This is a genomic window from Galactobacter sp. (assembly GCF_022712295.1).
Lineage (GTDB): Bacteria > Actinomycetota > Actinomycetes > Actinomycetales > Micrococcaceae > Galactobacter.
In genome coordinates this window covers 1-23,762 of sequence record NZ_JALAGT010000014.1, presented here as the reverse complement: position 1 = coordinate 23,762, position 23,762 = coordinate 1, and the positions used below count along the sequence as shown (strand labels likewise).

22 protein-coding genes and 1 rRNA gene are annotated in these 23,762 nt (G+C 66.9%); 13 read left to right on the top strand and 10 right to left on the bottom strand.

Features of this window, described 5'->3' with window-relative positions:
- Positions 1-269, bottom strand: a 269-nt coding sequence (locus Q0A15_RS01190; RefSeq protein WP_291277711.1) for a helix-turn-helix domain-containing protein, incomplete at its 3' end; no start/stop codon positions are given.
- A 153-nt stretch (positions 270-422) separates the two neighbouring features.
- The gene (locus Q0A15_RS01185; RefSeq protein ID WP_291277710.1) at positions 423-938 is read right to left on the bottom strand and encodes a MarR family winged helix-turn-helix transcriptional regulator; all 516 of its coding nucleotides are present in this window, start codon (positions 936-938) and stop codon (positions 423-425) included.
- Positions 939-1,062: 124 nt separating this feature from the next.
- Here Q0A15_RS01185 and Q0A15_RS01180 point away from each other — a divergent pair, with 124 nt between their 5' ends.
- The 5 genes from Q0A15_RS01180 to Q0A15_RS01160 all read left to right on the top strand — a co-directional run bounded on the left by Q0A15_RS01180 (position 1,063) and on the right by Q0A15_RS01160 (position 6,127).
- Positions 1,063-1,881: an IclR family transcriptional regulator gene (locus tag Q0A15_RS01180; RefSeq protein ID WP_291277709.1), complete on the top strand. Its 819-nt coding sequence runs from the start codon at positions 1,063-1,065 to the stop codon at positions 1,879-1,881.
- Positions 1,882-1,955: 74 nt separating this feature from the next.
- A complete protein-coding gene (locus tag Q0A15_RS01175; RefSeq protein ID WP_291277708.1) occupies positions 1,956-3,044 on the top strand; it encodes a PDR/VanB family oxidoreductase in 1,089 nt (362 codons plus the stop codon).
- A gap of 24 nt (positions 3,045-3,068) precedes the next feature.
- The gene (locus Q0A15_RS01170; protein WP_291277707.1) at positions 3,069-4,322 is read left to right on the top strand and encodes a cytochrome P450; all 1,254 of its coding nucleotides are present in this window, start codon (positions 3,069-3,071) and stop codon (positions 4,320-4,322) included.
- 133 nt (positions 4,323-4,455) lie between these two features.
- Positions 4,456-5,598: a hypothetical protein gene (locus tag Q0A15_RS01165; protein ID WP_291277706.1), complete on the top strand. Its 1,143-nt coding sequence runs from the start codon at positions 4,456-4,458 to the stop codon at positions 5,596-5,598.
- 25 nt (positions 5,599-5,623) lie between these two features.
- A complete protein-coding gene (locus Q0A15_RS01160) occupies positions 5,624-6,127 on the top strand; it encodes a DUF6314 family protein (RefSeq protein ID WP_291277705.1) in 504 nt (167 codons plus the stop codon).
- Here Q0A15_RS01160 and Q0A15_RS01155 read toward each other — a convergent pair.
- Positions 6,112-7,023, bottom strand: a complete 912-nt coding sequence (locus Q0A15_RS01155) for a LysR family transcriptional regulator (RefSeq protein ID WP_291277704.1) — start codon at positions 7,021-7,023, stop codon at positions 6,112-6,114. The genes Q0A15_RS01160 and Q0A15_RS01155 overlap by 16 nt on opposite strands.
- Before the next feature lie 192 nt (positions 7,024-7,215).
- On the opposite strand from Q0A15_RS01155, the gene Q0A15_RS01150 reads away from it, so the two are divergent.
- From Q0A15_RS01150 to Q0A15_RS01130, 5 genes are all read left to right on the top strand, one after another.
- The gene (locus Q0A15_RS01150) at positions 7,216-8,529 is read left to right on the top strand and encodes a M20/M25/M40 family metallo-hydrolase (protein ID WP_291277703.1); all 1,314 of its coding nucleotides are present in this window, start codon (positions 7,216-7,218) and stop codon (positions 8,527-8,529) included.
- Positions 8,530-8,577: 48 nt separating this feature from the next.
- Entirely contained in the window at positions 8,578-9,771 is a 1,194-nt protein-coding gene (locus Q0A15_RS01145; protein ID WP_291277702.1) for a Xaa-Pro peptidase family protein, read from the top strand.
- A 74-nt stretch (positions 9,772-9,845) separates the two neighbouring features.
- Entirely contained in the window at positions 9,846-11,273 is a 1,428-nt protein-coding gene (locus Q0A15_RS01140; RefSeq protein WP_291277701.1) for an MFS transporter, read from the top strand.
- The gene (locus Q0A15_RS01135) at positions 11,270-12,784 is read left to right on the top strand and encodes an aminotransferase class I/II-fold pyridoxal phosphate-dependent enzyme (RefSeq protein WP_291277700.1); all 1,515 of its coding nucleotides are present in this window, start codon (positions 11,270-11,272) and stop codon (positions 12,782-12,784) included. The genes Q0A15_RS01140 and Q0A15_RS01135 overlap by 4 nt, the downstream gene beginning before the upstream one ends.
- Before the next feature lie 225 nt (positions 12,785-13,009).
- Positions 13,010-14,209: a hypothetical protein gene (locus tag Q0A15_RS01130; RefSeq protein WP_291277699.1), complete on the top strand. Its 1,200-nt coding sequence runs from the start codon at positions 13,010-13,012 to the stop codon at positions 14,207-14,209.
- Between the two features lie 27 nt (positions 14,210-14,236).
- Here Q0A15_RS01130 and Q0A15_RS01125 read toward each other — a convergent pair whose 3' ends face one another.
- The 4 genes from Q0A15_RS01125 to Q0A15_RS01110 all read right to left on the bottom strand — a co-directional run bounded on the left by Q0A15_RS01125 (position 14,237) and on the right by Q0A15_RS01110 (position 17,456).
- Positions 14,237-15,643, bottom strand: a complete 1,407-nt coding sequence (locus Q0A15_RS01125; RefSeq protein WP_291277698.1) for an APC family permease — start codon at positions 15,641-15,643, stop codon at positions 14,237-14,239.
- 212 nt (positions 15,644-15,855) lie between these two features.
- Positions 15,856-16,173, bottom strand: a complete 318-nt coding sequence (locus Q0A15_RS01120) for a multidrug efflux SMR transporter (protein WP_291277697.1) — start codon at positions 16,171-16,173, stop codon at positions 15,856-15,858.
- On the bottom strand, positions 16,170-16,637 hold the full coding sequence (locus tag Q0A15_RS01115; RefSeq protein ID WP_367273340.1) for a multidrug efflux SMR transporter: 468 nt from the start codon (positions 16,635-16,637) through the stop codon (positions 16,170-16,172). The genes Q0A15_RS01120 and Q0A15_RS01115 overlap by 4 nt, the downstream gene beginning before the upstream one ends.
- Before the next feature lie 27 nt (positions 16,638-16,664).
- Positions 16,665-17,456 carry a copper homeostasis protein CutC gene (locus Q0A15_RS01110; protein WP_291277696.1) on the bottom strand — a complete coding sequence of 264 codons (792 nt, stop codon included), beginning with the start codon at positions 17,454-17,456 and terminating at the stop codon, positions 16,665-16,667.
- 47 nt (positions 17,457-17,503) lie between these two features.
- Here Q0A15_RS01110 and Q0A15_RS01105 point away from each other — a divergent pair, with 47 nt between their 5' ends.
- Entirely contained in the window at positions 17,504-18,244 is a 741-nt protein-coding gene (locus Q0A15_RS01105; RefSeq protein WP_291277695.1) for a VOC family protein, read from the top strand.
- A gap of 131 nt (positions 18,245-18,375) precedes the next feature.
- Here the strand turns inward: Q0A15_RS01105 and Q0A15_RS01100 are convergent, their stop codons facing one another.
- The gene (locus tag Q0A15_RS01100; protein ID WP_291277694.1) at positions 18,376-19,821 is read right to left on the bottom strand and encodes a hypothetical protein; all 1,446 of its coding nucleotides are present in this window, start codon (positions 19,819-19,821) and stop codon (positions 18,376-18,378) included.
- Positions 19,822-20,072: 251 nt separating this feature from the next.
- Here Q0A15_RS01100 and Q0A15_RS01095 point away from each other — a divergent pair, with 251 nt between their 5' ends.
- A complete protein-coding gene (locus tag Q0A15_RS01095) occupies positions 20,073-20,498 on the top strand; it encodes an OsmC family peroxiredoxin (RefSeq protein ID WP_291277693.1) in 426 nt (141 codons plus the stop codon).
- Between the two features lie 90 nt (positions 20,499-20,588).
- On the opposite strand, the gene Q0A15_RS01090 is transcribed toward Q0A15_RS01095, so the two are convergent.
- Entirely contained in the window at positions 20,589-21,962 is a 1,374-nt protein-coding gene (locus Q0A15_RS01090; RefSeq protein ID WP_291277692.1) for a PucR family transcriptional regulator, read from the bottom strand.
- A gap of 213 nt (positions 21,963-22,175) precedes the next feature.
- Between Q0A15_RS01090 and Q0A15_RS01085 the strand changes: the two genes are divergently transcribed.
- Complete coding sequence (locus tag Q0A15_RS01085) at positions 22,176-23,474, top strand: NAD(P)/FAD-dependent oxidoreductase (RefSeq protein WP_291277691.1); 1,299 nt, start codon at positions 22,176-22,178, stop codon at positions 23,472-23,474.
- Between the two features lie 185 nt (positions 23,475-23,659).
- Here Q0A15_RS01085 and rrf read toward each other — a convergent pair.
- Positions 23,660-23,762: ribosomal RNA gene (rrf, locus tag Q0A15_RS01080) — 5S ribosomal RNA — on the bottom strand; the annotation flags it as partial.

Sequence of the window (23,762 nt, the reverse complement as noted above, 5' to 3'; positions counted from 1 at the left end):
CTTCCGTCGGGGTATACGGTCCCGATGCCCAGCTTCTTGATGCCGTTGTCCCAGCGATAGGCGGCCTGATAAGAGACGCCGACCCTGCGCGCGGCCTCTTTCCGAGGGATACCTTTCGCGCGGAGCTTGAAGAACTTCTCTGCGGCCGGGTGAGGAAGGCGGCTTGTTTTTAGGCCAGCCTTCCTCACCCAGTCGCAGGCGGTAAAGACATTGACTCCAACCTGCTCCGCAGCAGGCTTGACGGAACCAATGAGCTTAAATGCCTTCATGAAAGCCGGCTTCAAGGCCGCTGTCGTAGCGTGAGACGTCACGGCGGACGCACCTCCTCAGGTGGAGGTGTTGCAACCACCACTGGAGCCCGCCGTGTCCACTGGCCAGTGGACACCGGAGTTGTGGTTCACGACCGTAGGAAGGTCGCCGACTCAGTCCAGCGGCGCGGCGAAGTCGCCGCTCTTCTGCCTGAAGCGAGCCAGGATCCGGTTGAGGCTGGCCACATCGCGGGCATTGAGCCCGGAATCGGTGAAGAGTTCCTGGTTCAGTGCCTCCGCGCAGGCTCTGGCTCGGTCGCGACCCTCGTCCGTCAGTGTCAGCAGGATGGTCCGCCCGTCCGTGGGGTGGGCTTCCCGACGCACCAGGCCGTCCTTCTCCAATCGCGTCACCGCCGAGGTCACCGACGTGGGGTGCACCTGCAGCAGCCGCGAGGCCTTGGACATGGGCATCTGCTCCTTGCGGGAGAAGCTGAGCAACTGGATGATCTCGAACCGGGCGAACGTGAGCCCGAAGGGTTTCACGATGGCTTCGGCCCGTCCCATGAGGATCTGCTGCGCGCGCATGATGGAGGTGACCGCCGCCATCGAGTCGGAGACGTCGCTCCAGCCGGCTCGGTCCCAATTGCGCTTGGCCGTCGCGATGGGGTCACGGGGTAGTGGGTCTGACACCGCGCATCCTTGTCCTCGACCCCGGTGCATGCCCACTCCGTTCTGAGGGAATGGGTGGCCGCGAGGGGGCCTCACCCGCAGCGTGAAGAATCCTATCCGGGTGCATCGGGCTTAGGGTGAGGCCATGCCCCGTGTCTCCACCGGCGAATCGATGCCCGCCCGCTTGGATCGTCTCCTTGGTGCCTTCGATGCCGCCCATCCGACGTTGCGAGTTGCCCAACTCGCCAGACGTGCGGGACTTCCGGTCCCCACCGCGTCCCGGCTGGTTGCACAACTGGTGGAGATCGGCTGGCTGGAACGCTGCGAGGAGGGGCTTCGGCCGGGGCTCCGGCTGTGGGAACTGGGCCAGTTTGCGGCGCCGGTGCGGGACTTCCGCGAAGCGGCACTGCCCGCCCTGCACGGTGTGCACGCGGTGGTCCGCCAGCATGCTCAGCTGGCGGTCCTCGACGGAACCGACGTGCTGGTGCTGGAGCGCCTGTCCGCGAAGGACGCCACCGTGAACTACTCGGTACAGGGCGGGCGGCTGCCTGCGCATGCATCGTCGTCCGGCTTGGCCCTCTTGGCCCACAACGAGGCCGCTGCCGAGGCCACCCTGCTGCGCAGGCTGGAACGGTTCACGCAGTTCACCACGACGGACCCGGCTCGGTTCCGTTCATTGCTGACGGAAGTCCGTGCACAGGGTGTGGCCGTGCTCGAGGGGGCCATCGACGTGCGGACCTCCGCGGTGGCCGTCCCGGTGTTCCGTGGCGGGCAGGCCTGGGGCGCACTGAGTGTCATCGTCCCCAACGACGGAGAGGCCAAACGCTGGGTCCCTCTGCTCAAGGCGGCTGCCCGCTCGATCGAGGCGGGCTCCGAACAGGCTGCTGAATCCGTGTGGGACGAGACTCGGCGTACATTCATCTCGCGCCACCGGACGGACACGAGAAAGCCGGAGTCTCAATGATTGAAACTCTCATCCCATTTCGGTGACCCACGCCACATTCTGGTGAGGAACGCACCCACCTGAAAGGGCCGATGATGTCCCTCACCACCGCCTCACCCGGCGCCCACTCCAGCGCCGCACACAGCACCACGGGCGACCTGTGCCTCACCGTGACCGAACGACGAGAGGTAGCCCGTGGCGTCATCGCCATCACCCTGATGGATCCGGACGCCGCCCGACTCCCCGACTGGGCCCCGGGCGCCCACGTCACCCTCCGACTCACGGACGAGCTGGCCCGCGAGTACTCGCTGTGCGGGGATCGCCGTGACGCACAGTCGTACACGATCGCGGTGCAGCGTGAGGAGCGAGGACGCGGCGGATCCGCCTGGATCCACGAGCACCTCACCGTGGGCAGCGAGGTCGCCGTCTCCCGTCCCCGCAACACGTTCCGCCTCACCCCGGCCGAGCGCTACCTCTTCGTGACCGGCGGCATCGGCATCACCCCCGTGCTTCCCATGATCGAGGCAGCGGACGCCATGGGGATCCCCTGGCGGCTGCTGTACCTGGGGCACGATCGGGACCGACTGGCCTTCTCCTCCAGACTGGAGGAGCTTGGCGTCAACGGCGTCGGTGCTCGCCCCTGGCCCGGCGCCACCGCGGAGCAGAACCGGGTGCTGGGATACAAGGGCACCTCGGCGCAGGACGGCCCCCGCGCAGTGTTCACGCACGTCTCTGCCGAGCTGGGGCGGTGCGACCTGCGTCGTGAGCTGGGACAACACGTCGACGGACGCAAGGTCTTCGCGTGCGGGCCTCAGGCACTACTCGACGACCTCGCGACCATCTCGGAATCTTGGCCGGCAGGCACCTACCGGGCGGAACGCTTCGGTGCGGGAGAACTATCGGCACCGGCCAGGACGACGCCGTTCGATGTGGTCCTGTCCCGCAGCGGCCGCCGCGTCACGGTCCAGCCGGACACCGCGGTGACCGACGCCCTGCGCCAGTCCGGGGTGTCCGTGGTGACTTCCTGCGGTGAGGGGGTCTGCGGCACCTGCGAACTCGCCGTCCTCTGCGGCACCCCGGACCACCGCGACTCGGTCCTGGAACCGGCCGAACGCGACACAGCCGGGTGCTTCTTCCCCTGTGTCTCCCGTTCCCTCTCCGACGAACTCGTCGTCGACCTCTGATCACTGCCCTCCCAGGAGCACCACATGAGCACCACCACGACCACGGACCGACACACACCCGTCCCCGCTGACATCCCGCGAAGCGACATCGACCCCTTCGCTGAAGCCAACCTGCACACCCCGAGGCCCTTCCACGAACACCTTCGCTCGCAGGGCCCCGTGGTGTACCTGGAGAAGTACGGCGTCTATGCTCTCCCCCGCTATCAAGAGGTCGCCGCCGCGCTGAAGGATTGGCAGGCCTTCGAGTCCGGTGCCGGAGTGGGCGTCATGAACTTCCGCAAGGAGACTCCACTGCGTCCGCCCAGCCTGCTGTTGGAGGCGGACCCTCCGCATCACGACGCCCCCAGGCACGTCCTGGAGTCCCTGCTCGGGGTGAGGCAGTTGCGCTCATTGCAGGAGGGGTGGGATCGGATCGCGGGAGACCTGGTGGACGAGGTCCTGGGCGCTGCCACGAGTGTCGACGGGTCGGTGGAACTGGACGCTGCGGAGGTCTTCGCGGAGGCCTTCCCTCAGCGGGTCTTCCCTGACGCGCTCGGGCTGCCCGAGGAAGGACGCGAGAATCTCATCCCCTATGGGACCGCCGTGTTCAATGCCTTCGGACCGCAGAACCGGCTGTTCAAGGAGGCCATGGTGGGCCAGCCTGAGCGCAGCGCTTGGGTCGGGGAGCATTCCGCCCGTGAGGGGCTGCTGCCCGGCGGGTTCGGCATGGCCATCCACGAGGCAGCGGACCGGGGAGAGATCACCCACGAGCAGGCGCCTCTGGTGGTGCGTTCCCTCCTGACGGCCGGTGTGGACACCACCGTCAATGGGCTCTCCGCCCTGCTGCACACGCTGGCAGAGAACCCCGCGGCGTGGGATCGGCTGCGCACCGAACCCGAGCTGATCCGCAGGGCCTTCGACGAGGCCGTCCGGCTCTTCTCCCCCGTGCAGACGTTCTTCCGCACCGCCACCCGAGACGTCCAGCTGGCCGGAACCGTGATCCCCGAGGGCGAGAAGATCCTGATGCTGCTGGGTAGCGCGAACACCGACCCCGAACGCTGGGCGGACCCCTACGCCTTCGATCTGGACCGCGATCCTTCGGGGCATGTGGGGTTCGGAATGGGCGTGCACCACTGCGTTGGCCAGCATGTGGCTCGGGCCGAGGCGGCGGCCCTCGTCGGCGCGTTGGTGGAACGCGTTGCCAGCATCGAACCGGCAGGGGAACCGCGGCGGCGGCTCAACAACACGCTGATCGCCTTCGACCGGCTACCGGTCAGGATCCGCCCGGACCGAAGGTGATCCTGCGAGGGACCAGCCAACTCCAACGGTTGTTGCATAGCTCACGCGGAGGTGATTAGACTCACTGTGATATATCAGTTGGCGCTCAGTGAGATCGTCAGCTCAACAACCCCCTACGGAGCGTCCCGCCACCATGACCCGACCCGCCGCGGCCAAGAGCAATCCCCGAAACCTGGACACCACCGAGAAGGCCGGCGTCGGCCGAATCATCACGTACGCAGGCGCCATCCTGGCCTTCCTGATCGGCTCAGGGTTCGCCACCGGCCAGGAGATCATGCAGTACTACACCTCCCGCGGCTTCTGGGGAATCTTCGGCACAGGCGTAGTGGTGCTTGTGTTGATCACCTATGTCTGCGTGGAGTTCATGACCACGGGGCGCCGTGAGAAGTTCGACAAGCCATCGGACATCTTCGGCTACTACTGCGGCAAGTACATCGGGAAGTTCTTCGACTACTTCTCCATCCTGTTCGTGTTCCTGAGCTTCACGGTGATGGTCTCCGGCGCAGGCGCCGTGTTCGAGGAGCACTACGGTCTCTCCAAGTACCTCGGCGGCGTCGCCTTCGCCGCCGTGGTCGGCCTGACCGCCTGGTTCGGCCTCAACCGCCTCGTGGACGTCATCGGCAAGGTGGGACCGGTCATCGCCATCATCGCCGTAGCTCTCGGCCTGATCTCCATCTTCCGTAATGGCGGCTTGACCGACGGCCACAACCTGGCCTTCTCGCTGGACATGACCACGGCTTCGTCCAACTGGTTCATGGCAGGACTCTCCTACGTGGGCTTCTGCATGCTGTGGCTCGCCGCATTCTTGGCCGCGCTCGGCGCCACCTCCCGCTCCAAGAAGGAGGTCATCATCGGTTCCACCTCCGGCGGCGTCTTCTTCTCCCTGGCCTGCATCGTGGTGGGCCTCGGCCTGCTCGCTACCGTCGAGTCCGTGTTCGATTCCCAGATCCCCATGCTGGTCATCGCGAAGCAACTCAGCCCCGTCATTGCTGCCTGTATCTCCGCCATGATCCTGGCCGGTATCTACACCACGGGCGTCCCGCTGCTCTGGACCGTGTCCCAGCGCTTCTGGCGCGATGGTTCCCGTGGCTTCAAGTACGGCACGGTTGGCCTGGCAGCCCTGGGCACCGTGGTCGGCCTGATCCTGCCCTTCGACCAGATGGTCAACCTGGTCTACGTCATCAACGGCTATGTCGGCATCGTGCTGCTGGCCTTCATGTTGGTCAAGACGGTCACCAGGTCCGTCTCCTCGAGGCGGGCACCCGTCTCCGCCTGAGTACACCCGCGTACGCTTGGTGCTCATGGACCCCATGCAGCTTGTCGGTACCTGGCGGCTGCAGCGTCAGATCGAGGACCACCGTGGCGAGGACGTGACCGTCACCGGTCTGGCGGAGTTCACGGCAGAGGCCGACGGCCGCATCCGCTGGCACGAGTCAGGCACCATGCACCACGTCCGTACGGACCTTCCCTTCACCCGGACCATGTTCCTGGTTCCGGGCCATGGCCCGGACCAGGACCACAGCCAGGGCCAAGGCCCGACGGCGCGGCTCGCGGCCGCCTGGCACGTCACCTTCGAGGACGGCCGGTACTTCCATCCGTGGCCGGGAGCCACAGCCGCCGGCGGCGGCGTGGGCGCTGAAGGCGGCCCCACGTCGTCGGGCATGGACGTGGTGCACGTGTGCACGCCGGATCTGTACCGAGGCGAGTTCTCCGAACGCTCCTCGGAGCGAACATGGACCCTGATCTGGAGGGTGACGGGTCCACGCAAGGACTACGTGATGAGCACCGATTACACGCGGCTCTGAGCGGACATGATTTTCGTCAGCGTCTCCAGCACCACGCGCATGGCCGGCGAGGTGACGGCGCTGCGCCGTGTCACGGCGTGCACGTCCCTCCACATGGATTCCTCTCCATCAGGTCGCCCGGGCATCCGTAGACGCGGCAACCCGAAGTCCGTCTGCCCGTCCGGAAGGAGCATCTGAGGGAGAAAACCCGCCGCGGCACCGGCACGGACCATGGCCTCGTGCACGGTCAGGTCCGAACTCTCGCAGACCACCCTCGGTTCGAAGCCGAGCTTGCGGCACACCCGCTTGACCCACGCGTTGGCCTCCGTGCCCTGAGGTTCCACGACCCAGTGCAAGCGTGAGAGTTTCTCCACACCGATCCCCGGGTCGGTGCCGGCCGGCAGGCACGCGATCACGTCATCGCGCTGCAGGAACGTCCGTTTCAGATTCCGGTCCACCCGCTCGGGGATGTGCGGGAACTGGTCCACGATGGCTACGTCACTGCGCCGACCAGCCACCTCGGCCAACGCCTCGTCCGGCTCCATCTGATGGAAGATCATCTCCACATCGGGATGTTCCCGACCCACGGCCAGGATCAGGGTCGATAGGTGACGCCGGGCAAAGGTGGCGAATCCTGCCACCCTCACGAGGCCATGGACTCGTTCTCGGCCCGTATCCAACTCCGACTCCGCGAATTCCAGGATGCCGAGCACCTCGTCGGCGCGCCTCACCAGCCGCTGCCCGGCGGGCGTCAGCGCCAAGGAGCGACCCCGCTGTTCCAACAGCCGAGATCCGGCTTCGGTCTCGAGCTTGCGCAACTGTTGCGACACAGCGGACGTGCTGATCCCTCGCACCCTGGCCACGCCCGCCAGGGTGCCCCTGACCTCCAACTCACGCAGCAGCAGAAGACGCGTCACATCAAGCATCGATTACCCCAGTATTTCTTGCATGTTTCCATGTGCACATTGAAGTTCAACTTAACAATAGCAACAAGGACCGCCCACTTCTTCCCGCCATGATCACGCCATAACGTAGCGGCAGCAGCACACCTCGCAAGGACTTTCACAAGGACTTGAGAACCCCCACCTGAGCAAGGAGAACCGCAGCCCATGTGCCCCGCGCCCACCGGCACCGTCACCACCGACCCCGTGGCGTTGGCCGCCGAGCTGATCCGCATCGACACCACCAATTTCGGGGGCGGCAGGTCCAACGGCGAACGCGCGGCTGCCGACTATGTCGAGGCCTTCTTGGGGCGGCTCGGAGTGGAGTGCACCCGCTACGAGGTCGCGGACGGACGCACCAATCTCATCGCCCGCGTCCTGGGGCAGGATCCCGAGCTGCCTGCGCTGATGCTGAACGCGCACCTGGACGTCGTCCCCGCCGATCCGCAGGAGTGGAGCGTAGATCCCTTCGCCGGTCTGGTGAGGGATGGCTTCCTCTGGGGCCGGGGCGCCGTGGACATGAAGGGGATGGTCGGCATGATCCTCGCCGCCGTGGCCTCCCTGCTCTCTTCGGGGCAACGCCCTCGACGCGACCTGGTCCTGGCCTTCCTGGCCGATGAAGAGGACAACTCCCATGTGGGCGCGCGCTGGATGGTCAGCGAGCACCCGGAGGCCTTCGAAGGCGTGGCGGAGACCATCGGGGAGGTGGGCGGCTTCAGCGTGGACATCGAGGGACGCCCTGTGTTCCTGGTACAGACCGGAGAGAAGGGCATCCTCTGGTTGCGCCTGCGTGCCCACGGACGCGGTTCCCACGGCTCCCAGATCAACCGCGACGAGAGCGCGCTGCTGGACCTGGCTCAAGCCGTGCTGCGGATCGGGCACGAGCCGTGGGAAGTCAGCCTCACGGAGACCACCTCCGCCATGCTGAGCGGGCTGGCGGGGCTCTTGGGGCTACCGGAGGACAGCGATCCCGACACGCTGGCCCGAGCCACCGGTGCCTGCTCCACCTTCGTCACCCCGGGTCTGCGCACGGTCGCGAACCCGACCCTGTTCCACGCAGGGATCAAGGAGAACACGGTCCCGAGCACCGCGGAGGCGCTCGTCGACGTACGTTTCCTTCCTGGGCAGCGCGACGAGGTGCTCTCCCGCATCAAGGAGCTGGCCGGCCCTGGCATCGAGGTGGAGATCGCGGACGAGGTCGAGGCCGTCGAGACCTCCTTCGACACCGCCCTCGTCGAGACGATGCGCGCCAGTGTGGAGCGGGCGCTTCCGGGCGCCACCCTGCTCCCCTACCTGGTGCCCGCGGGAACCGACAACCCCATGTTCGCGAGGCTCGGCATCCGCGGCTTCGGGTTCTCCCCGCTGCTGCTGCCACCCGGTTTCGACTTCCCCGCCATGTTCCATGGCGTGGACGAGCGCGTCCCCGTGGACGCACTGAGGTTCGGGGCAGGCGTCCTGCACGACCTCGTCCTGCATCACTGACCCACACCGCTTCGCATCATCACCCCCCCCGATTCCCCAAGGACAGCCATGCTCTTCCCCGCATCCGTTTATCGCGACCGCCGCACTCGAGCCGCAGCCTCGGCTCGAGAGCAGGGCTTCTCCGCCCTGCTGATCGCGGATCCGGCCAACATCTTCTACCTCACCGGATACAACGCATGGTCCTTCTACATGCCCCAGTTCCTGCTGATCTCGGCCCAGGATGCCCGCACCTTGCTGGTGGGGCGCGACATGGACATGCGGGTGGCCTTCCGCACCGCAGAACTGAGCGACGACGAGGTCCTGCCCTACCCCGAGACCTACATCCATCGCGCCGACATCCATCCCTTCGATTGGGTGGCCGAGCAGCTGATCGCACTGGATTGGATGCCGCTCTTGGTCTCCGCTCCCGTGGGGTTCGAATCCGACGCAGACCACTTCTCCGTGCGTTCCTTCCAGAGCCTGACCGCCGGCCTCCCCGGCGTGACCTTCATGGACGACGGTCACCTCGTCAATTGGTTGCGCGTCGTGAAGTCCGACGCCGAGATCGACCTGATGCGCAGGGCAGGTGCCGTGGCGACGAACGCCATGCTGATCGCCGGGGACATGTTGGCCCACGGACGGCCACAGAACGAGGTCGCGGCGGCGCTCCAGGCCGCGCAGGCCACCGGCACCACGATGCCCGACGGCACGCCCGCGGACGGCGACTACACCGCCATCGTGCCGCTCATCGCCACCGGCGAGTCCGCCGATGCCCCGCACCTGACCTGGACGGCGGCCCCGCTGAAACAGGGCGAGACCGTGTCCATCGAGATGGCGGGAGCCCACCATCGCTACCACGCCCCGTGCTCTCGGACCTTTGCGCTCGGCCAGGTCTCCAAGGAGGTGGAACGCCTCGCCGACCTGACCGTGGAGGCCCTGACCCTCACCGTTGATGCCATCCGTCCAGGGCGTACCTCGGGCGACGTCGCCTCGGAGTATTGGGGCTTCCTCGCCAAGCACGGGCTGAGCAAGGAGTCCCGACTCGGCTATTCCATCGGTGTGGGGTTCCCGCCCGACTGGGGCGAGAACACCGTGTCCATCCGTCCGGACGACACCACGATCCTGCAGCCCAACATGACCTTCCACATCATCGCAGGCATGTGGATGGACGGATTCGGCTGCGAATTCAGCGAATCCGTCAGGGTTGCCCCGGACGGCGTCGAAATGCTGACCGACGTCCCACGTGAGCTCATCCGCCGCTGAAACGTTCAGCGCTGCCAATACCACCAGAGAAACGATGCACGTACCCATGAAGGCAAGCACTGGAGGAACCCACCATGTCATCCGCTGACACCGGCCCAACGACCGCTGCTCCGGAGATGTCGCCGGAAGAAAAGAAGAAGATGCGCAAGGCCATCTTCGGAGGCACTCTCGGCAACACCCTCGAATGGTTCGACTACGGGATCTACGGCTACCTGACCACCTACGTGGCCTACCACTTCTTCGAGCCCTTCACCTCCGACCGGTCAACGCAGATCCTCTTCACGCTGCTGGGCTTCGCGGTCTCCTTCATGCTGCGCCCCATCGGCGGTATGGTCCTCGGTCCTCTCGGTGACCGACTGGGACGCAAGAAGATCCTGGTCATCACCGTCGCAGTGATCTCGGGCGCCACGACCCTGATCGGCCTGCTCCCCACCGCGCAGACCATCGGGATCTGGGCGCCGATCCTGCTCTTCACGCTACGCATCGTTCAGGGCTTCTCCGCCGGTGGCGAGTACGCCGGCGCCGCCGTGTTCATGGCGGAGCACGCCCCCGACAAGAAGCGTGGTTTCTACGGGGCCTTCCTGGATTCCGGCACGTTCATCGGCACCTGCCTCGCCGCTCTGGTCTGCACCGGCCTGACGCTTCTCGTTGGCCACGACGCCATGATGGACTTCTGGTGGAGGGTTCCCTTCCTCCTGGCCCTGCCCGTGGGACTCATCGCGCTGTGGATGCGCCGTTCCCTGGACGAGCCGGAAGTCTTCAGCGAGATCGCAGCGGAGGCGAAGCAGGAGTCTGCGGTGAAGGCGCTTGGCACCGTCATCGTCTCCTTCCCGAAGCAGCTGCTCAAGCTCACCGGCTACGTCATCCTCGTCAACGTGGCCTTCTACCTCGTGCTGACCTATATGCCCACCTATCTCTCCGAGACGCTGGGACAGTCCTCCACGTCCGCAGGCATGATGCTGGTGGTGGTGCAGGCCTTCATGGCCGTGGCCATCGTGTTCTTCGGCAGCCTCTCCGACAAGATCGGACGAAAGCCGGTGATCATCGGCTCCGCACTCGGGTTCACGCTGCTCTCCATCCCCACCGTGCTGCTGATGGGCTTGGACAACCCCGTTCTGCAGTTCCTTGGTCTGGCCGTGCTCGGCCTGCTGCTGGTGGCGTTGACCTCGGTTCTCTCCGCGACGCTGTCCGCGCTCTTCCCGACCCAGGTGCGCTACTCGGGCCTGGCGTTCGGCTACAACGTCGCCACCGCGATCTTCGGCGGGACTGCAGGCCTGGTGGTGCAGTGGCTCATCGCCAAGACCGGCATCGTGATCATGCCCGGTATCTACATGACGGTGGCGGGCGTCATCGGCCTCATCGCCGGCCTGACCCTGCTGGAGACCAAGGGCGAGTCCCTGCGCGGCACCCACGTCCCCGGTACCCAACCCGTCCCGGTCGTCACAACCAGGGCCGAGGCCAAGGCCGGCACCAAGGCCGGCGCCGAGGAAGGTGCCCTGTGACGCAGCCCCGAGCCCACGCCGTCGGGCATCCTGCAGCCCGGACGTCCGCGGCCCAGGCCGCGACGCCCTACGCCGACGCACTGCAGCGGCACGCGGACCGGGCCCCGCTGATGTTCATGGTTCCCGGGCACGCCGCCACACCGGACGGCCTCAGCAAGGATCTCGCCGACTTCGTCGGCGAGCGCGCCGTCCGCATGGACATCCCCGTCCTGGTGGACGGGATCGACGTGGGTCCGGAGTCGCCTTACGTGGAGGCGGAACGGCTGGCCGCGGAGGCTTGGGGTGCCCAGCGGACGTGGTTCCTCGCCAACGGTTCCTCCCAGGGCAATCGCATGGCCGTGATCGCGGCTCACGCGTTGGGGCTTTCCGACACCATCCTGGCTCAGCGCTCGGCGCACTCCAGTTTCACGGACGGCTTGGTGGTTTCCGGGGCCACCCCCGAGTGGATCCTGCCGCAGGTGGACGTCCGGCGTGGCATCAACCACGGGCTCACGCCTGGGCAACTCGATGCCGCGCTGACCCGCACCCGTGGCCCCGTGTACGTGGTCTCCCCGAGCTACTTCGGGGCAGTGGCGGACATCCCCGGTCTTGCTGAGGTGGCGCATGCACACGGGGTGCCGCTCATCGTGGATGCCGCCTGGGGTGCGCACTTCGGATTCCACCCGTCACTACCGGACTTCCCCACCACGCAGGGTGCCGACATCGTGGTGACCTCCACGCACAAGATGGGCGGCGCGTTGGGTCAGGCTGCCCTGCTGCATCTGGCTTCCGGCCCGTTCACGGAGGCGCTCGAACCGGTCTTGGAACGGGCCTATCAGCTCACCCAGACCACGTCCGCCTCATCGTTGCTGCTGGCCTCCATCGACGTGGCCAGGCGCTCGCTCGTCCTGGGCGGCGACGCGTTGGAGGACAGCGTGGAGCAGGCCCAGGCGTTGCGGCAGCGGGTGCGCTCGATCCCGGGGCTCGAGGTCGCCAGCGATTCCTTTGCGGAGTATCCGGACATCGTCGACACCGATCCGTTGCGGGTCTCCATCGACGTGCTGGCCACCGGCCTGACCGGATACCAAGTCCGCGAGGCGCTGGCCAACGAGCACGCCGTCTACGTGGAGATCGCCACGATCGGCGCGGTGGCCGCGTTCCTCGGCCCGGGAAAGGTGCTGGATCTGGACCGTTTCGAGTCGGCGCTGCGCGCCGTGATCGAGGCCGGCGCAGGCAGCCCAACGGCCGACGACGCGGCTCAGGTTCTGTCGCTCCCCTCGCCGGGGCCGTTGCGCACGACCCCGCGCGAGGCCTACTTTGCACGTGCCGTGACGGTGCCCGCGGAAGAAGCCATCGGACGGGTCTCGGCCGGTGCTTTGGCGGCCTACCCTCCGGGTGTCCCGAATGTGGTGCCGGGCGAGGAGATCACCAGGGAATCCCTGGACTACCTCCGGGCCGTGGCCGCCTCACCCATCGGCTACGTCCGGGGTGCGGCCGATCCGGCGCTGGACACGGTGCGGGTGCTGGCCTGACCTCGAGCCGGTTGACCTAACTGGCCGATTGACCTCACTGGCCGGTTGAACCGTCTGGACGCCCGCCTGCACACCGTCGGCAGGAACGCACACCGTCGGCAGGTCTGCACAGCGTCGGCGCTGCCTCGGTCCTGCGCACCGACCTTGTGTCTCCCGACCGACGCTGTGTCGGCCCGACGGCACAGAGCAGCAATGTCGACGGAGCAGCAACGTAGGCTGGAGGGCGTGGCGAAGAAACCGGCAAGGAAGAACGCAGGCATCGGCAACCCGGCCAAGCGGGCGGCACAGGCGGAACTGGACTCTCGGCTGACCCCGGCGGACCAGCGTGTGCTGACGGAGTTCTCAGCGTGGCTGGGCACCCAGTCCGAGATCTCCGCTCCCAGCCCGGAGTTGGAGGTCAAGGGACTCAACGGCCTCCTGGCCTCCGTACGTGCCACCGGCACCAACCCGGTCACGCCGGACGCCGTTGCACATCTGGTGGACGTGGCCCTGACCAAGGTGGAGGACGCCGCGGAGGTGGAGCCGCAGGTCGGGGAACAGGTTGCTGCGGCCTGCTTCGGCGTGCTCGGGGACTACCTGGGCTTCCGCGAGGACAACGATTCCGACCCCGCGCCCTGGCAGCGGGCACGACTCAAGGCCCAGCAGAAACTGGACGACTACTTCGGAAACCAAAGCCTGGCCGAGGACTTCCTCGATCAGGAGAGTGCCCTGGCCAGGCACCTGGATGACGCGGCCGCCATCGCGGCCTTGGACACGGATGCCGCCGTCCGACGCGATGCACTGCTGGCCCTGAGCAGCATGGCCGGTATCAAGGACCTCTTGGCCTGGATCGGCGACGGCCGGGAAACCGACCGGGCAGGCGAACCGCGCGAAGAGGACCGTTCCACGGTTTTTGCCCACCTCCTCCCCGGCGCGACCTACACCGAAGAGGACCTGCCGCTGCTGACCTCCTGGTGGGACAGCCTCATCACCTCTGAGGTCCTCGATGTGGCCCACGGCCAGGTGACCGCGGGCCCGGTTACCGGGTGGCACTCCCCCACCGGAACGTCCGTGGACACGGTGGAGGGTGTGGCACACGGGTTCCTGGCCGAGGCCGTCAGCCGCATCACCGAGCTCCACGGCCGCGTCGAGGCCACCGAATTGCTCGCCTGGACTCTTGCTCCGGCACTGCCCTCACAGGAATTCACGCAGGCTCAGGCCCGCGCGGCCGCCGCCGACGAGCTGAAGGACATGGACGACAAGGCGAACCAGGCCGTGGATGCGGCCCTGGCGGCCCTGGTCCGGCTGGGGTTCGTGACGGGTGACCGGAACCACCCCGCGGTCCCGGCCACCCTGCGCAGAACGGTGGCCCAAGGGCTCAGGCTCGCCGGCATCTACACCATGCTGGACGAGGACGACCTCTTCAGAGACGATCCCGAGGGCTGAGGCAGAGACGGTCCTGAGGGCTGAGGATCAGCGCAGCACCTCGTTGATGGCGCCGGTCACGGGCTGGCCCTCGTCGAACCCGGCCACCGGCTTCTTGAAGCCACGCGTGATCCAGAGAAGATAGAGGAAGCCGAGCACGGCCCAGGCCGCTCCGCCGATCAACGCGTCCAAGCTGAGGTTCACCCACAGGACCACCGTCATCGCGGTACCGATCAGCGGCATCACGATGTAGTTGAAGATGTGACGCCCCGTGTGACGACGGCCCTTTTTGATGGCGAACCAGGCGATCACGGACAGGTTCACGAAGGTGAACGCGATCAGGGCACCGAAGTTGATGAAGGCCGCGATGAGTTCCAGGGTGAAGGCCGCCGCCAACAGACTGACCACGCCGACCAGGATGATGTTGAAGGTCGGGGTGTGAGTGCGGGCGTTGATATGACCGAAGAACTTACGGGGAAGCACCGAGTTGCGACCCATCACCAGCAACATGCGGGACACCGAGGCGTGTGAGGCAAGCCCCGAGGCCAAGGTGGCGCAGAAACCGGCTGCGGTGAGGACGGCCTGCAGCACGCCGCCACCCACTCCGTGGCCGATCTGCGGGAGGGTGGAGTCCTCGATCGCGTAGTCCGGGAAGACCTCCCAGCCCGGGAAACGCAGCTGCGCGAAGTAGGCGGCCACCAGGAAGATGCCTCCGCCGATGATGACGGTGTAGAGAATGGCCTTCGGCATGATCGAGGGGTGCTTGGCTTCCTCCACGTACATCGTCACAGCGTCGAAGCCGATGAAGGAGAAGCAGACCACGGTTGCGCCGGCGAGAACAGCACCGAAGGACACGCCATCGTGGAAGAACGGCTCGAGCGGGTTGATGACGCCGACGTCCCCGCGGACCAGCTGGAAGATCACCATGACGACGAAGACCGTCATGACCACCACGGAGAAGATCAGCAGCACCATGTTGGCCTGAGACGTTCCCTGCATGGTGATGTAGATGATCGTCGTGACCACGATGCAGTAGATCAGCACCCACAACCAGCCGGGGGTTCCAGGGAAGAGCTGTTCCAGGTAGCTGCGGATGATGAGGCAGTTGACCATGGGAAGCAACAGATAGTCGATGAGGGAGGTCCAGCCGACCATGAACCCGGCATTGGGGTGCATGGACTCCTTCACATACGTGTAAGCGGAACCGGCGCTGGGGATGGCGCCAGACATCTTCCCGTAGCTGATGGCCGTGAAGATCATGACCACCAACGCCACGAGGTAGGCCAGCGGCACCACGTTATCGGTCTGCTTGGCGACCAAACCGAAGGTATCGAAGACCACCGTCGGGGTCATGTAGCCCAGGCCGAGGCCAACGATGGCCCACAACCCCAGGCTGCGTTTGAGGCCCGGGCCCTTACCTGGCGCGGACAGAGACGGTGCAAGTTTTTTTGACATGCGGCCTTCCTGGGGAAGCTGAGCGAGGCACTGAATACGCCGCTCAGATGACTCATCACGGAGGATTCCGTAACCTGGGCCACTTTTGGCGACTCGATCAGTTTTCCCCTTGGGGTATCACCAAGGCAAGGGTTTTACCCCGGAGGACCAGAACTTAATACGACCGTCATGGACGCTGAGGAGCGGCAGGTGGTACGCGCAGGGCCCGCACATCACCCCAGCTCCACCAGCGCCATCCCGCAGATCATCGACGCGATCCCGAGGCTCATGAGCCAGGTGAATCGCTCCTTGAAGAGCACCACGGCCAGGACAGCGGTGAGGGCGGCACCGGACGCGGCCCAGATGGCATAGGCGGCACCCAGCGGCATGCCGTGCCCCAGGGATACGGCCAACAGCGAATACGAGACCACGTACCCCAACACCACCGGTGCGATCCACCGCTTCTTACGGAATCCGTCGGAATGCTGCATCCCCAACGTGGAGGAGACCTCGAAGACGATGGCGCCGACCAAGGCGAAGACGGCCGTCATCTGGACTCACCGTCCTGGGACGCATCGGAGTCGAGCGGGTCAGCTTCGGCCACGTCCGCCTCGCCCAGGGGCGCGTCTCCCGGCATCGGCACCACCGGAATGGAACCTGTGACCCCTGCCGGAGAGGCACCGCCGGACGAACCGATCTCCACGAGGACCACCCCTACCGCGATCAGCGCGAACCCCACGCCCATGACCGGGGTGATGGTCTCCCCGTAGATGGCCCAGGACAGGACCGCAGCCAGGACGATGCCGCTGGCACCCCAGATGCCATAGGCCTTCCCTACGCCCATGCCACGGCGCAGGGTCAGCGCCAGACACCAGAAGGAAGCCACGTAGCCCGCCAGCACCACGACGGCGAGGGCAGGCAGGTCCAAGGCGGCCTTCATGCTGACGGTCGCCACCACTTCTGCCACGATGGCATAGAGCAGGGGCACCCCAGGCCCCGATCCGGTCAAACGCATACTTCCCAGGCTATTCCAGGAGGGGCGTTACCTTCCAAGCGCCTCCGCGGCCTCGACCACGAGGTTCCCCTCGGTCACCCAGCGGTAGGACGTGCCGCCGCCTGGGCCCGACGGCGTGGTCCTCGCCTGCCGCTTCGCGGACAGGTGGACCGCGTCCACACCCGCCGCGACGAGCGCAGGAATGTCCTCCGGCGTCACTCCACCACCGGCCATGACCTCGATACGGCCCGCCGCCGCGGCCACCATTGCTCCGATGGTCTCGACGCCGTCGCCGGCGACACCCGCTCCGCCCGAGGTGAGAATGCGGGTGCAGCCCAGTTGCACGGCGTCCTCCACCAACGCCACCGGGTCGTGCACCGCATCAATGGCGCGGTGGAAGACGATGTCCAGCGGGGCCTCGTCCCGGGTGTCGAGTGCGTCCACGGCCCGGACCGCATCGACCAGGGTCAGCATCGCGGAAGTATCCACCGAGTTGTGATCGGTGAGCACACCGAAGACCAGCGCGGTGACGCCTGGGACCGAGCCGACCGCCGCGACATCCCTGGCCATGACGTCCACGAGCGCGTCATCGTAGTCGAAGCCACCCTCTGTGGGTCGAATCAGGACCGAGAGCCCGGCGGTGCCCGCGGCGTGGGTGGGGGTGCGGCGCAGTTGTGCCGCCACTGCCTGGGTGAGCCCCAGGCTGGGGGTGAGGCCGCCGGTAGCGCCGAGCCCCATGCACAGTTCCACCCGGTCTGCCCCATTGAGCACCGCCGTCCGGGCGCTCTCGGGGTCCTGCACCACGATCTCGAGCTGTGGGGTCTGCCGTCTTTGCGTCATGCGACCATCATGCCTTTCCCATACCGCGCCAGCTAGGCTGGGCCACCATGTACCTCGAGAACCTGGTCTTCGACGCGGTGGATCCGCAGCGGCTCGGTCACTTCTGGGCCGGCGCGCTGGGGCTGATCCCCCTCACCGACGAGCCGGACTGCTTCGAGGGGCGCCTCCACGTTCCCAACGGTCCCGAGCTGGACCTGTGCTTCCAGCCCGTGTCCGCACCGCCCGCCGAACCGCTCAGGCTGCACCTGGACCTGAACGGTACGGAAGCGGTAGCGCCCACACCCGGCGCCGAACAGGTGGACCGTCTGCTCTCATCGGGTGCGCAGCGCTGCGACCTTGGACAGGGAGCAGTTCCGTGGACGGTGTTGCAGGACCCGGAATCGAATCCCTTCTGTGTCCTGGATCCCCGCCCGGAATACGCCGGGTCCGGTCCGATCGCGGCCCTGCCGCTTCAGGCTCACGACGTGGAACTCACGGCCGAGTTCTGGCACCGCCTGACCGGCTGGGTCGAGGCGGCGAGTAGGGCGCCTCGCGCTCTACGACATCCGTCGGGGCGGGGGCCCCTGCTCGAGTTCGTCCCCGAGTCGCGGCCCAAGTCTCGATTCGCCAAGAACCGTATGCATCTCGATCTTCGGCTGGAGCTCGGAGACGACATGGAGGCCGCTGCATCGCTCATCAAGAAGCTCGGCGGCCACGAGTACGACGGCGGATGGGGTGAATTGCCCTGGCGCACCTTCCGAGATCCCTCCGGGAACGAGATCTGCGTGCTTCCTGCGCCGAAGTCGTGACCCGACCAAGCACTCCCCCGTGGGAAACGCCCGCGAAGATTCCGGGAACAACGAGGGGCGGCACCGCAGGTGCCGCCCCTCGTTGGGCTTCGTGGCCTCAGGACACTCGAGGACCTCAGGACTCTGGAGAATCAGGCCTGGAACCAGCCGAAGGTCTCCGGCGCGTATGCCTTCATGCCTGCCACTGCGTTGAGCACGGCATTGCGCAGACCCAACGTCACCGAGAGCGCTCCCTCGGCATTGCGGCCAAGGATCTGGACGTCCTCCAAGGCGGAGAGGACCACGGAAGCCGGGGACGCGTCGTCGGGCACCGGGCGGGCCCCCTCCACCGGCGTCGCGGCGTTGGCAGCGGCCACGAGCGCATGACCCACTTGGGCCGCGACCTCGGCGGCCGGCACGGCTGCCTTCTTGGCTGAGGCCGCTTCGGCCTCCAGCAGGGAATTCATGGACCAGAGCACGTAGGCGGCAACGAAGCCTTCAAGGTCCTCCGCGGACGTCTCGCCGACGTACTTGTCCGCGGCAGCGACCTGCACGCGGGTCTTGACGACATCGAGGACGCCACCGCGCACCAGTACGTCCCACCACAGGCCCAGCGCCGCGACGTCGGACGCGGAGCGCACCTGAAGGGGGTTGGAGGCATCCTGCAGCGTGCCGTTCTCCGAGTCGGCGGGACGCTTGGCGACGCCGCGAGCGTGCAGCCCCAGCATCGCGGCGACGGGTTCGATGTCGGCACGACGCAGCTGCCCGGACGCGGTCACGGTGGCCCCGTCGCCGATCCACTCGGCCAGCGCGGCGATGCCCGCCACCACCGGGGTGGCGGCCAGGTCAACTGCGGATTCCTGCCCGACGGCGGGTCCCGGCACGGCGGCCTGCGCGGCCTCGACGGGTGTCGCGGGTGTCGCGAGCTCGGCAGCCGGCGGCTGCGGCGCGACGTCGGCAGCGCTCCGGGTCTCGGCGCTCGGGGCCTCAGCGTGCCAGGAAGCGCGACGCGGGATCGGGGCTGCGGCGTCGGGCAGAAGCGTCTCGCCCACGCGCTCCACGCTCAGTCCACGCTTGCGTGCAACGGCGGCCAGGAGAGACGACGTCGCCACGGCAACGCCCTCGAAAGCCGCGTCCCAGCCGTGTACGTTGGCCACGGCCTGAAGCGAATCGTGGGCGCTCCCAGTGCGCGCGGCGTCCAGCAGGTCTCGTGCGGCCTTCGTAGCTGGTTTGGCCCACTTCACGAGCTTCACGTTGCGGGCAGCGGCCTTCAGGTCCGGCTGCGTGACCCACTGGTCCAAGGCCGACGTTCCCGCCCCGAGGACGTGCAGCAATGCGGGGTGCTCCGCGTCCTCCTCGGGGTGGATCGAAGCCAGGAGTTCGCGGGCATCGCTCATGCGGTGTTGGTGAGTCAGCTGCGCAAACTCCTTCAGGACGGACTGCGTCAGTTCCAGATCGCGGCCTACGGGCACGCTGGAACGACGGCGCCGGGCCGGACGCTCACCTTGTTCCTGGAGCATCGCGCCGAGGGCGCTGCGCGCGTCCCCCGCGGGGCTCTGCGTCGGCAGAGGGGATTCGGTTCCGTAGAAAGCAGACATACCTTCCAGATTAGATCGGGTTCCCTGTCGATCCTCGGCGCTGCGGGCGGGACGTTGTTCACACTCAGCCGGGCCGGCACGAATGTCGGTACGCAGGCACACCGGTCGGTGTTGTCCCTGGCATCGGTACCGACGCGTGTGCTTTCGCACCGACGCGTGTTCAGACGAGAAGTGACCCGTGGCGTCGGCACGCCCACGTGGCTAGCGTAGGAAGCACTCGCATCAACACCCAAGACAAGTTGGAGGACCCCATGCCCGTCACCTCGAAGGCCACCACCACCTGGACCGGCGATCTCACCGAGGGGTCCGGAGCGGTCGAGTTCGTCTCGTCCCGCATCGGCACCTACCCCATCAACTGGAAGGCACGTTCCGAGGGGGAGGACGCGACGACCACCCCTGAGGAACTCATCGCCGCGGCCCATGCCTCGTGCTTTTCCATGGCCCTGTCCAACGCCCTTGCGGAGAACGGGACCCCGGCCGGCACGCTGACCACCACGGCTGCCGTGGGGTTCGTCCCGGGTAAGGGCATCACCGGCAGCGAGTTGAACCTCAAGGCACAGGTCGACGGCCTGGACGCTGAGACGTTCGCCGATATCGCTGAGGACGCCAAGAAGAACTGCCCGGTTTCACAGGCTCTGGCCGGGATCGAGATCACGCTGAACGCCGAGCTGGTCTGATCGCTCAGCACACCCGTCGGTGCAGTGACACACGCGTCGGTGTAGATCATGTGATCCACACCGACGCGTGTGTATTCACACCGCGTAGTGTCACGCGGCATGCAGCAGGGACCACGCCTCATGTGCCAGCCACAGCCTGGTCAGGTCCGGGACCCGGTGCACATTGTGCCCGGTCAAGTCCCGGATGCGTTTGAGCCGGTAACCCAGGCTCTGCCGGTGGATACCCAGCGTTTCCGCGGCCCGCTGCATGGACAGATCCGCTTCCAGAACCGTGAAGAGAGTCACCCTCAGGGTCGTGTGGCGCTCCTCCTGCAGGGGACCGAGCACCTGTTCCACGATCTGCCGCGCCTCGGTCACGGACCGGGCAAGCAGCGACACCGGTTCCGGAACGAACTCCGTGATCCCCTTCCCAGTAGTCAGCGCGTCGGCGGCTTCCCTCACGGCAGCCCCCACATCCTCCATCCGCGCATGCACTTGCGATATCCCGATGTCCACGGACACCTCCTGCACCAGAGGCTGGACACCATCGAGGTCTTCTTCGGCGGAGACCACCATCACCACACCCTGCGCCTCGCCGACCCACGCTGGGTACCCCGCCAGGGCCAGGGACAGCGCAAGCCGGCTCGCGCCGTCGGGCACGGCCAGCACGCGGTAGGTACGCTGCCCGACGGCGTGTGCCCCGCCCACTGCCGCCCCACCGGGGTGGGCGGCACGCGTCGCAGCCGGATCCAGCGCGGCGCTGATCTGTTCCGCGCCGTGACGCGCCGCGTCCAAGGCCTCCCGGAGCACTGCCTGCGCATCGGTGGCCAGCACTTGTTTGAGATGAATCAGGATCAGCGGGTCAAGGTCCGCGTCGACCTGGAGGTACGTGGCCGGCTCCGTGTCCAACGGATGCCGGCGCGACTCGGCCCCGAGTTCTCCGCCCGGGCCGAGCACGGCGCTACCCGTGGACTGTTCCATCACCGAGACCCACACCCCGGTGAGTCCGTGGATCCAGGACGTGGATCGTAGGTCTCGGCCTCGCAGGCTGGCCTCCTGGTACAGCCGCGACAGCACCAGGACGCCGCGGCCCTGGGCCGTGTTCGTGGCCGCGGCCACCGTCCGGGAGATCACCACGAACGGGGTGCTGTGCCCGGTCAGCAACAGCGGGAAGCCCAAGAGGTCCGCGGTGGCGAGCATCGCCTCGCTGAGGTCGGGTGCGTATCCGTCATCGCCGACAGTCATACCGACGATGCCCGCTTCCCGTGCCCGCCTGACGAAGCCCGCCTGGGCCGCCGGGTCGTGCGGGAGGTTCAGGCCAAGGGTCATGAGCAATTCGCCCTCACCGAGCCAGGTCCAAGGATCCGGTGCCTCGCTGGTCTGAGCCCAGCGAACGTGCGCCTCCAGCCCCGAATGCCCCGCCAGGACCTCCGTGTTCAGGATCGGATCGGCGACCAGATCGCCCACGGTGATGTGTGTTGCCATGGGCCCAGTCTGCCGCCCTACGTCTTCGTACGTGCGCACAAACCGAGAATATTTCTCATCCACATGGTGCATAGATCGGTGGACGGGAACGCCCATACGCTCACGACAAGTGCCTTGGGGGCACTGCCAGGTGGCGGCCCGTCCGGGGGCCGCCACCACCCCGTCCTCACGGGCGACACGCATCTCTCGAATCTCACGAACGGAGCCAGAATCATGAGCCAGCAACCCTTCGACACCGACGTCGTCATCATCGGCGCAGGCCTGGCGGGCCTCACCGCAGCACGCGAACTCTCCAAGGACCACTCCGTCGTGGTCCTGGAGGCCCGCGACCGGCTGGGCGGACGCCTTTACACCACCGAACGGCTTGGCCACCACCTCGAGTTGGGCGGGAACTGGCTGCACTGGACCCAACCCCACGTCTGGGCCGAGGTCACCCGCTACGGCCTGCGCGTAGGCCGGGGCCCCAAGTCGGAGGAGACGTACTGGATGGCGGACGGCGAGATCGTCAAGGGAGACCTGGCCCAGTACATGGCCGTCATCGACCACGGCATGGAGGCCCTGGTGGGCGGGGCGGGCGCCCTACTTCCCCGGCCGGACCAGGTCTCCACCGACCCAGACTGGATCGCGGCCGATCAACTCTCCCTGCAGGAGGCCCTGGACCGCCTGGATCTGCCGGACTCCGAGCGCGGCCCCAACGAGGCCGCCTGGGTTGGACACTGCAATGGCCCCCTCGACCAGGTGGGCTATTCAGCAGCTCTGCGCTGGTCCGCAGCCACTTCAGGTTCCTGGAAGGTGATGCACGAGGCCAGCTCCATCTATCGCCTCGAGGACGGCAACGTGGGACTCGTGAACGCCATAGCCGAGGACGTGGACGGCGAGATCCGACTCTCCTCCCCCGTGACGCGCTTGGAACATGACGAAGACTCGGTCACGGCCACCCTGGCCGACGGATCCACCGTTCGAGCCCGCCAGGCCGTGGTCACCCTGCCGCTGAACATCCTGCAAGAACTGGACGTGGTTCCTGCACTCTCGGCCGAGAAGCGAGCAGCTTCCGAGGCCCGCACAGCATCCCAAGGCGTGAAGCTCTGGATCAAGGTCAAGGGGCTGAAGAAGCCGTTCTTCGCCTATTCCACCGGCTCTCACCCACTCTCCGTGGTGCGCACCGAGTTCGTGGATGGGGATACCGCGGTCCTGGTGTCCTTCGGAGCGGACGCGACCAAGATCGACGTCACCTCCGTCAAGGCGGTGCAGGAGGCCCTCAACGTGTGGCGGGACGACCTCGAGGTCGTGGAGATCGCAGCCCACGACTGGAACAACGACCCCTATGCACGCGAGACCTGGCTCATCCACCGCCCGGGCGCCTACAGCAGTTCTCAGGCTGAGCTGCGCCGCCCCGAGGGCCGGGTGCACCTGGCCGGCGGCGACTACGCCAACCTCTGGGCGGGATTCTTCGATGGAGCCATCGAGTCCGGCCTCACCGTGGCCCGGGATGTTGCGGCAGAGTTGTTGTGAACCAGCGTTGCACGGTTCCTCAAACAGGGTGGAGCCGGCCGGTGTGAGTCACGGTCTGAACTGGGCAGCCCTGCCGGCCCGTTTGGGTTGGCAGGGTGACTGTGTTCTGGGTACGGGTATGGGCGTGGCCCCGCGCCTCGCCCAGTGTGTCTGGGGGGCTGCGGGGCCACACCTGTTTTGGTTGTGTCCGGCGGTGTCCTACTCTCCCACAACCTCCCGGTTGCAGTACCATCGGCGCTGTAGGGCTTAGCTTCCGGGTTCGGGATGGGACCGGGCGTTTCCCCTACG

What these genes read in the sequence shown, in the direction of transcription:
- Q0A15_RS01180 (WP_291277709.1), top strand. Translation starts at nt 1,063, where the DNA reads ATGCCCCGTGTCTCCACCGGCGAATCGATGCCCGCCCGCTTGGATCGT.
- Q0A15_RS01175 (WP_291277708.1), top strand. Translation starts at nt 1,956, where the DNA reads ATGTCCCTCACCACCGCCTCACCCGGCGCCCACTCCAGCGCCGCACAC.
- Q0A15_RS01170 (WP_291277707.1), top strand. Translation starts at nt 3,069, where the DNA reads ATGAGCACCACCACGACCACGGACCGACACACACCCGTCCCCGCTGAC.
- Q0A15_RS01165 (WP_291277706.1), top strand. Translation starts at nt 4,456, where the DNA reads ATGACCCGACCCGCCGCGGCCAAGAGCAATCCCCGAAACCTGGACACC.
- Q0A15_RS01160 (WP_291277705.1), top strand. Translation starts at nt 5,624, where the DNA reads ATGGACCCCATGCAGCTTGTCGGTACCTGGCGGCTGCAGCGTCAGATC.
- Q0A15_RS01150 (WP_291277703.1), top strand. Translation starts at nt 7,216, where the DNA reads ATGTGCCCCGCGCCCACCGGCACCGTCACCACCGACCCCGTGGCGTTG.
- Q0A15_RS01145 (WP_291277702.1), top strand. Translation starts at nt 8,578, where the DNA reads ATGCTCTTCCCCGCATCCGTTTATCGCGACCGCCGCACTCGAGCCGCA.
- Q0A15_RS01140 (WP_291277701.1), top strand. Translation starts at nt 9,846, where the DNA reads ATGTCATCCGCTGACACCGGCCCAACGACCGCTGCTCCGGAGATGTCG.
- Q0A15_RS01125 (WP_291277698.1), bottom strand. Translation starts at nt 15,643, where the DNA reads ATGTCAAAAAAACTTGCACCGTCTCTGTCCGCGCCAGGTAAGGGCCCG.
- Q0A15_RS01120 (WP_291277697.1), bottom strand. Translation starts at nt 16,173, where the DNA reads ATGACGGCCGTCTTCGCCTTGGTCGGCGCCATCGTCTTCGAGGTCTCC.
- Q0A15_RS01115 (WP_367273340.1), bottom strand. Translation starts at nt 16,637, where the DNA reads ATGCGTTTGACCGGATCGGGGCCTGGGGTGCCCCTGCTCTATGCCATC.
- Q0A15_RS01110 (WP_291277696.1), bottom strand. Translation starts at nt 17,456, where the DNA reads ATGACGCAAAGACGGCAGACCCCACAGCTCGAGATCGTGGTGCAGGAC.
- Q0A15_RS01105 (WP_291277695.1), top strand. Translation starts at nt 17,504, where the DNA reads ATGTACCTCGAGAACCTGGTCTTCGACGCGGTGGATCCGCAGCGGCTC.
- Q0A15_RS01100 (WP_291277694.1), bottom strand. Translation starts at nt 19,821, where the DNA reads ATGTCTGCTTTCTACGGAACCGAATCCCCTCTGCCGACGCAGAGCCCC.
- Q0A15_RS01095 (WP_291277693.1), top strand. Translation starts at nt 20,073, where the DNA reads ATGCCCGTCACCTCGAAGGCCACCACCACCTGGACCGGCGATCTCACC.
- Q0A15_RS01090 (WP_291277692.1), bottom strand. Translation starts at nt 21,962, where the DNA reads ATGGCAACACACATCACCGTGGGCGATCTGGTCGCCGATCCGATCCTG.
- Q0A15_RS01085 (WP_291277691.1), top strand. Translation starts at nt 22,176, where the DNA reads ATGAGCCAGCAACCCTTCGACACCGACGTCGTCATCATCGGCGCAGGC.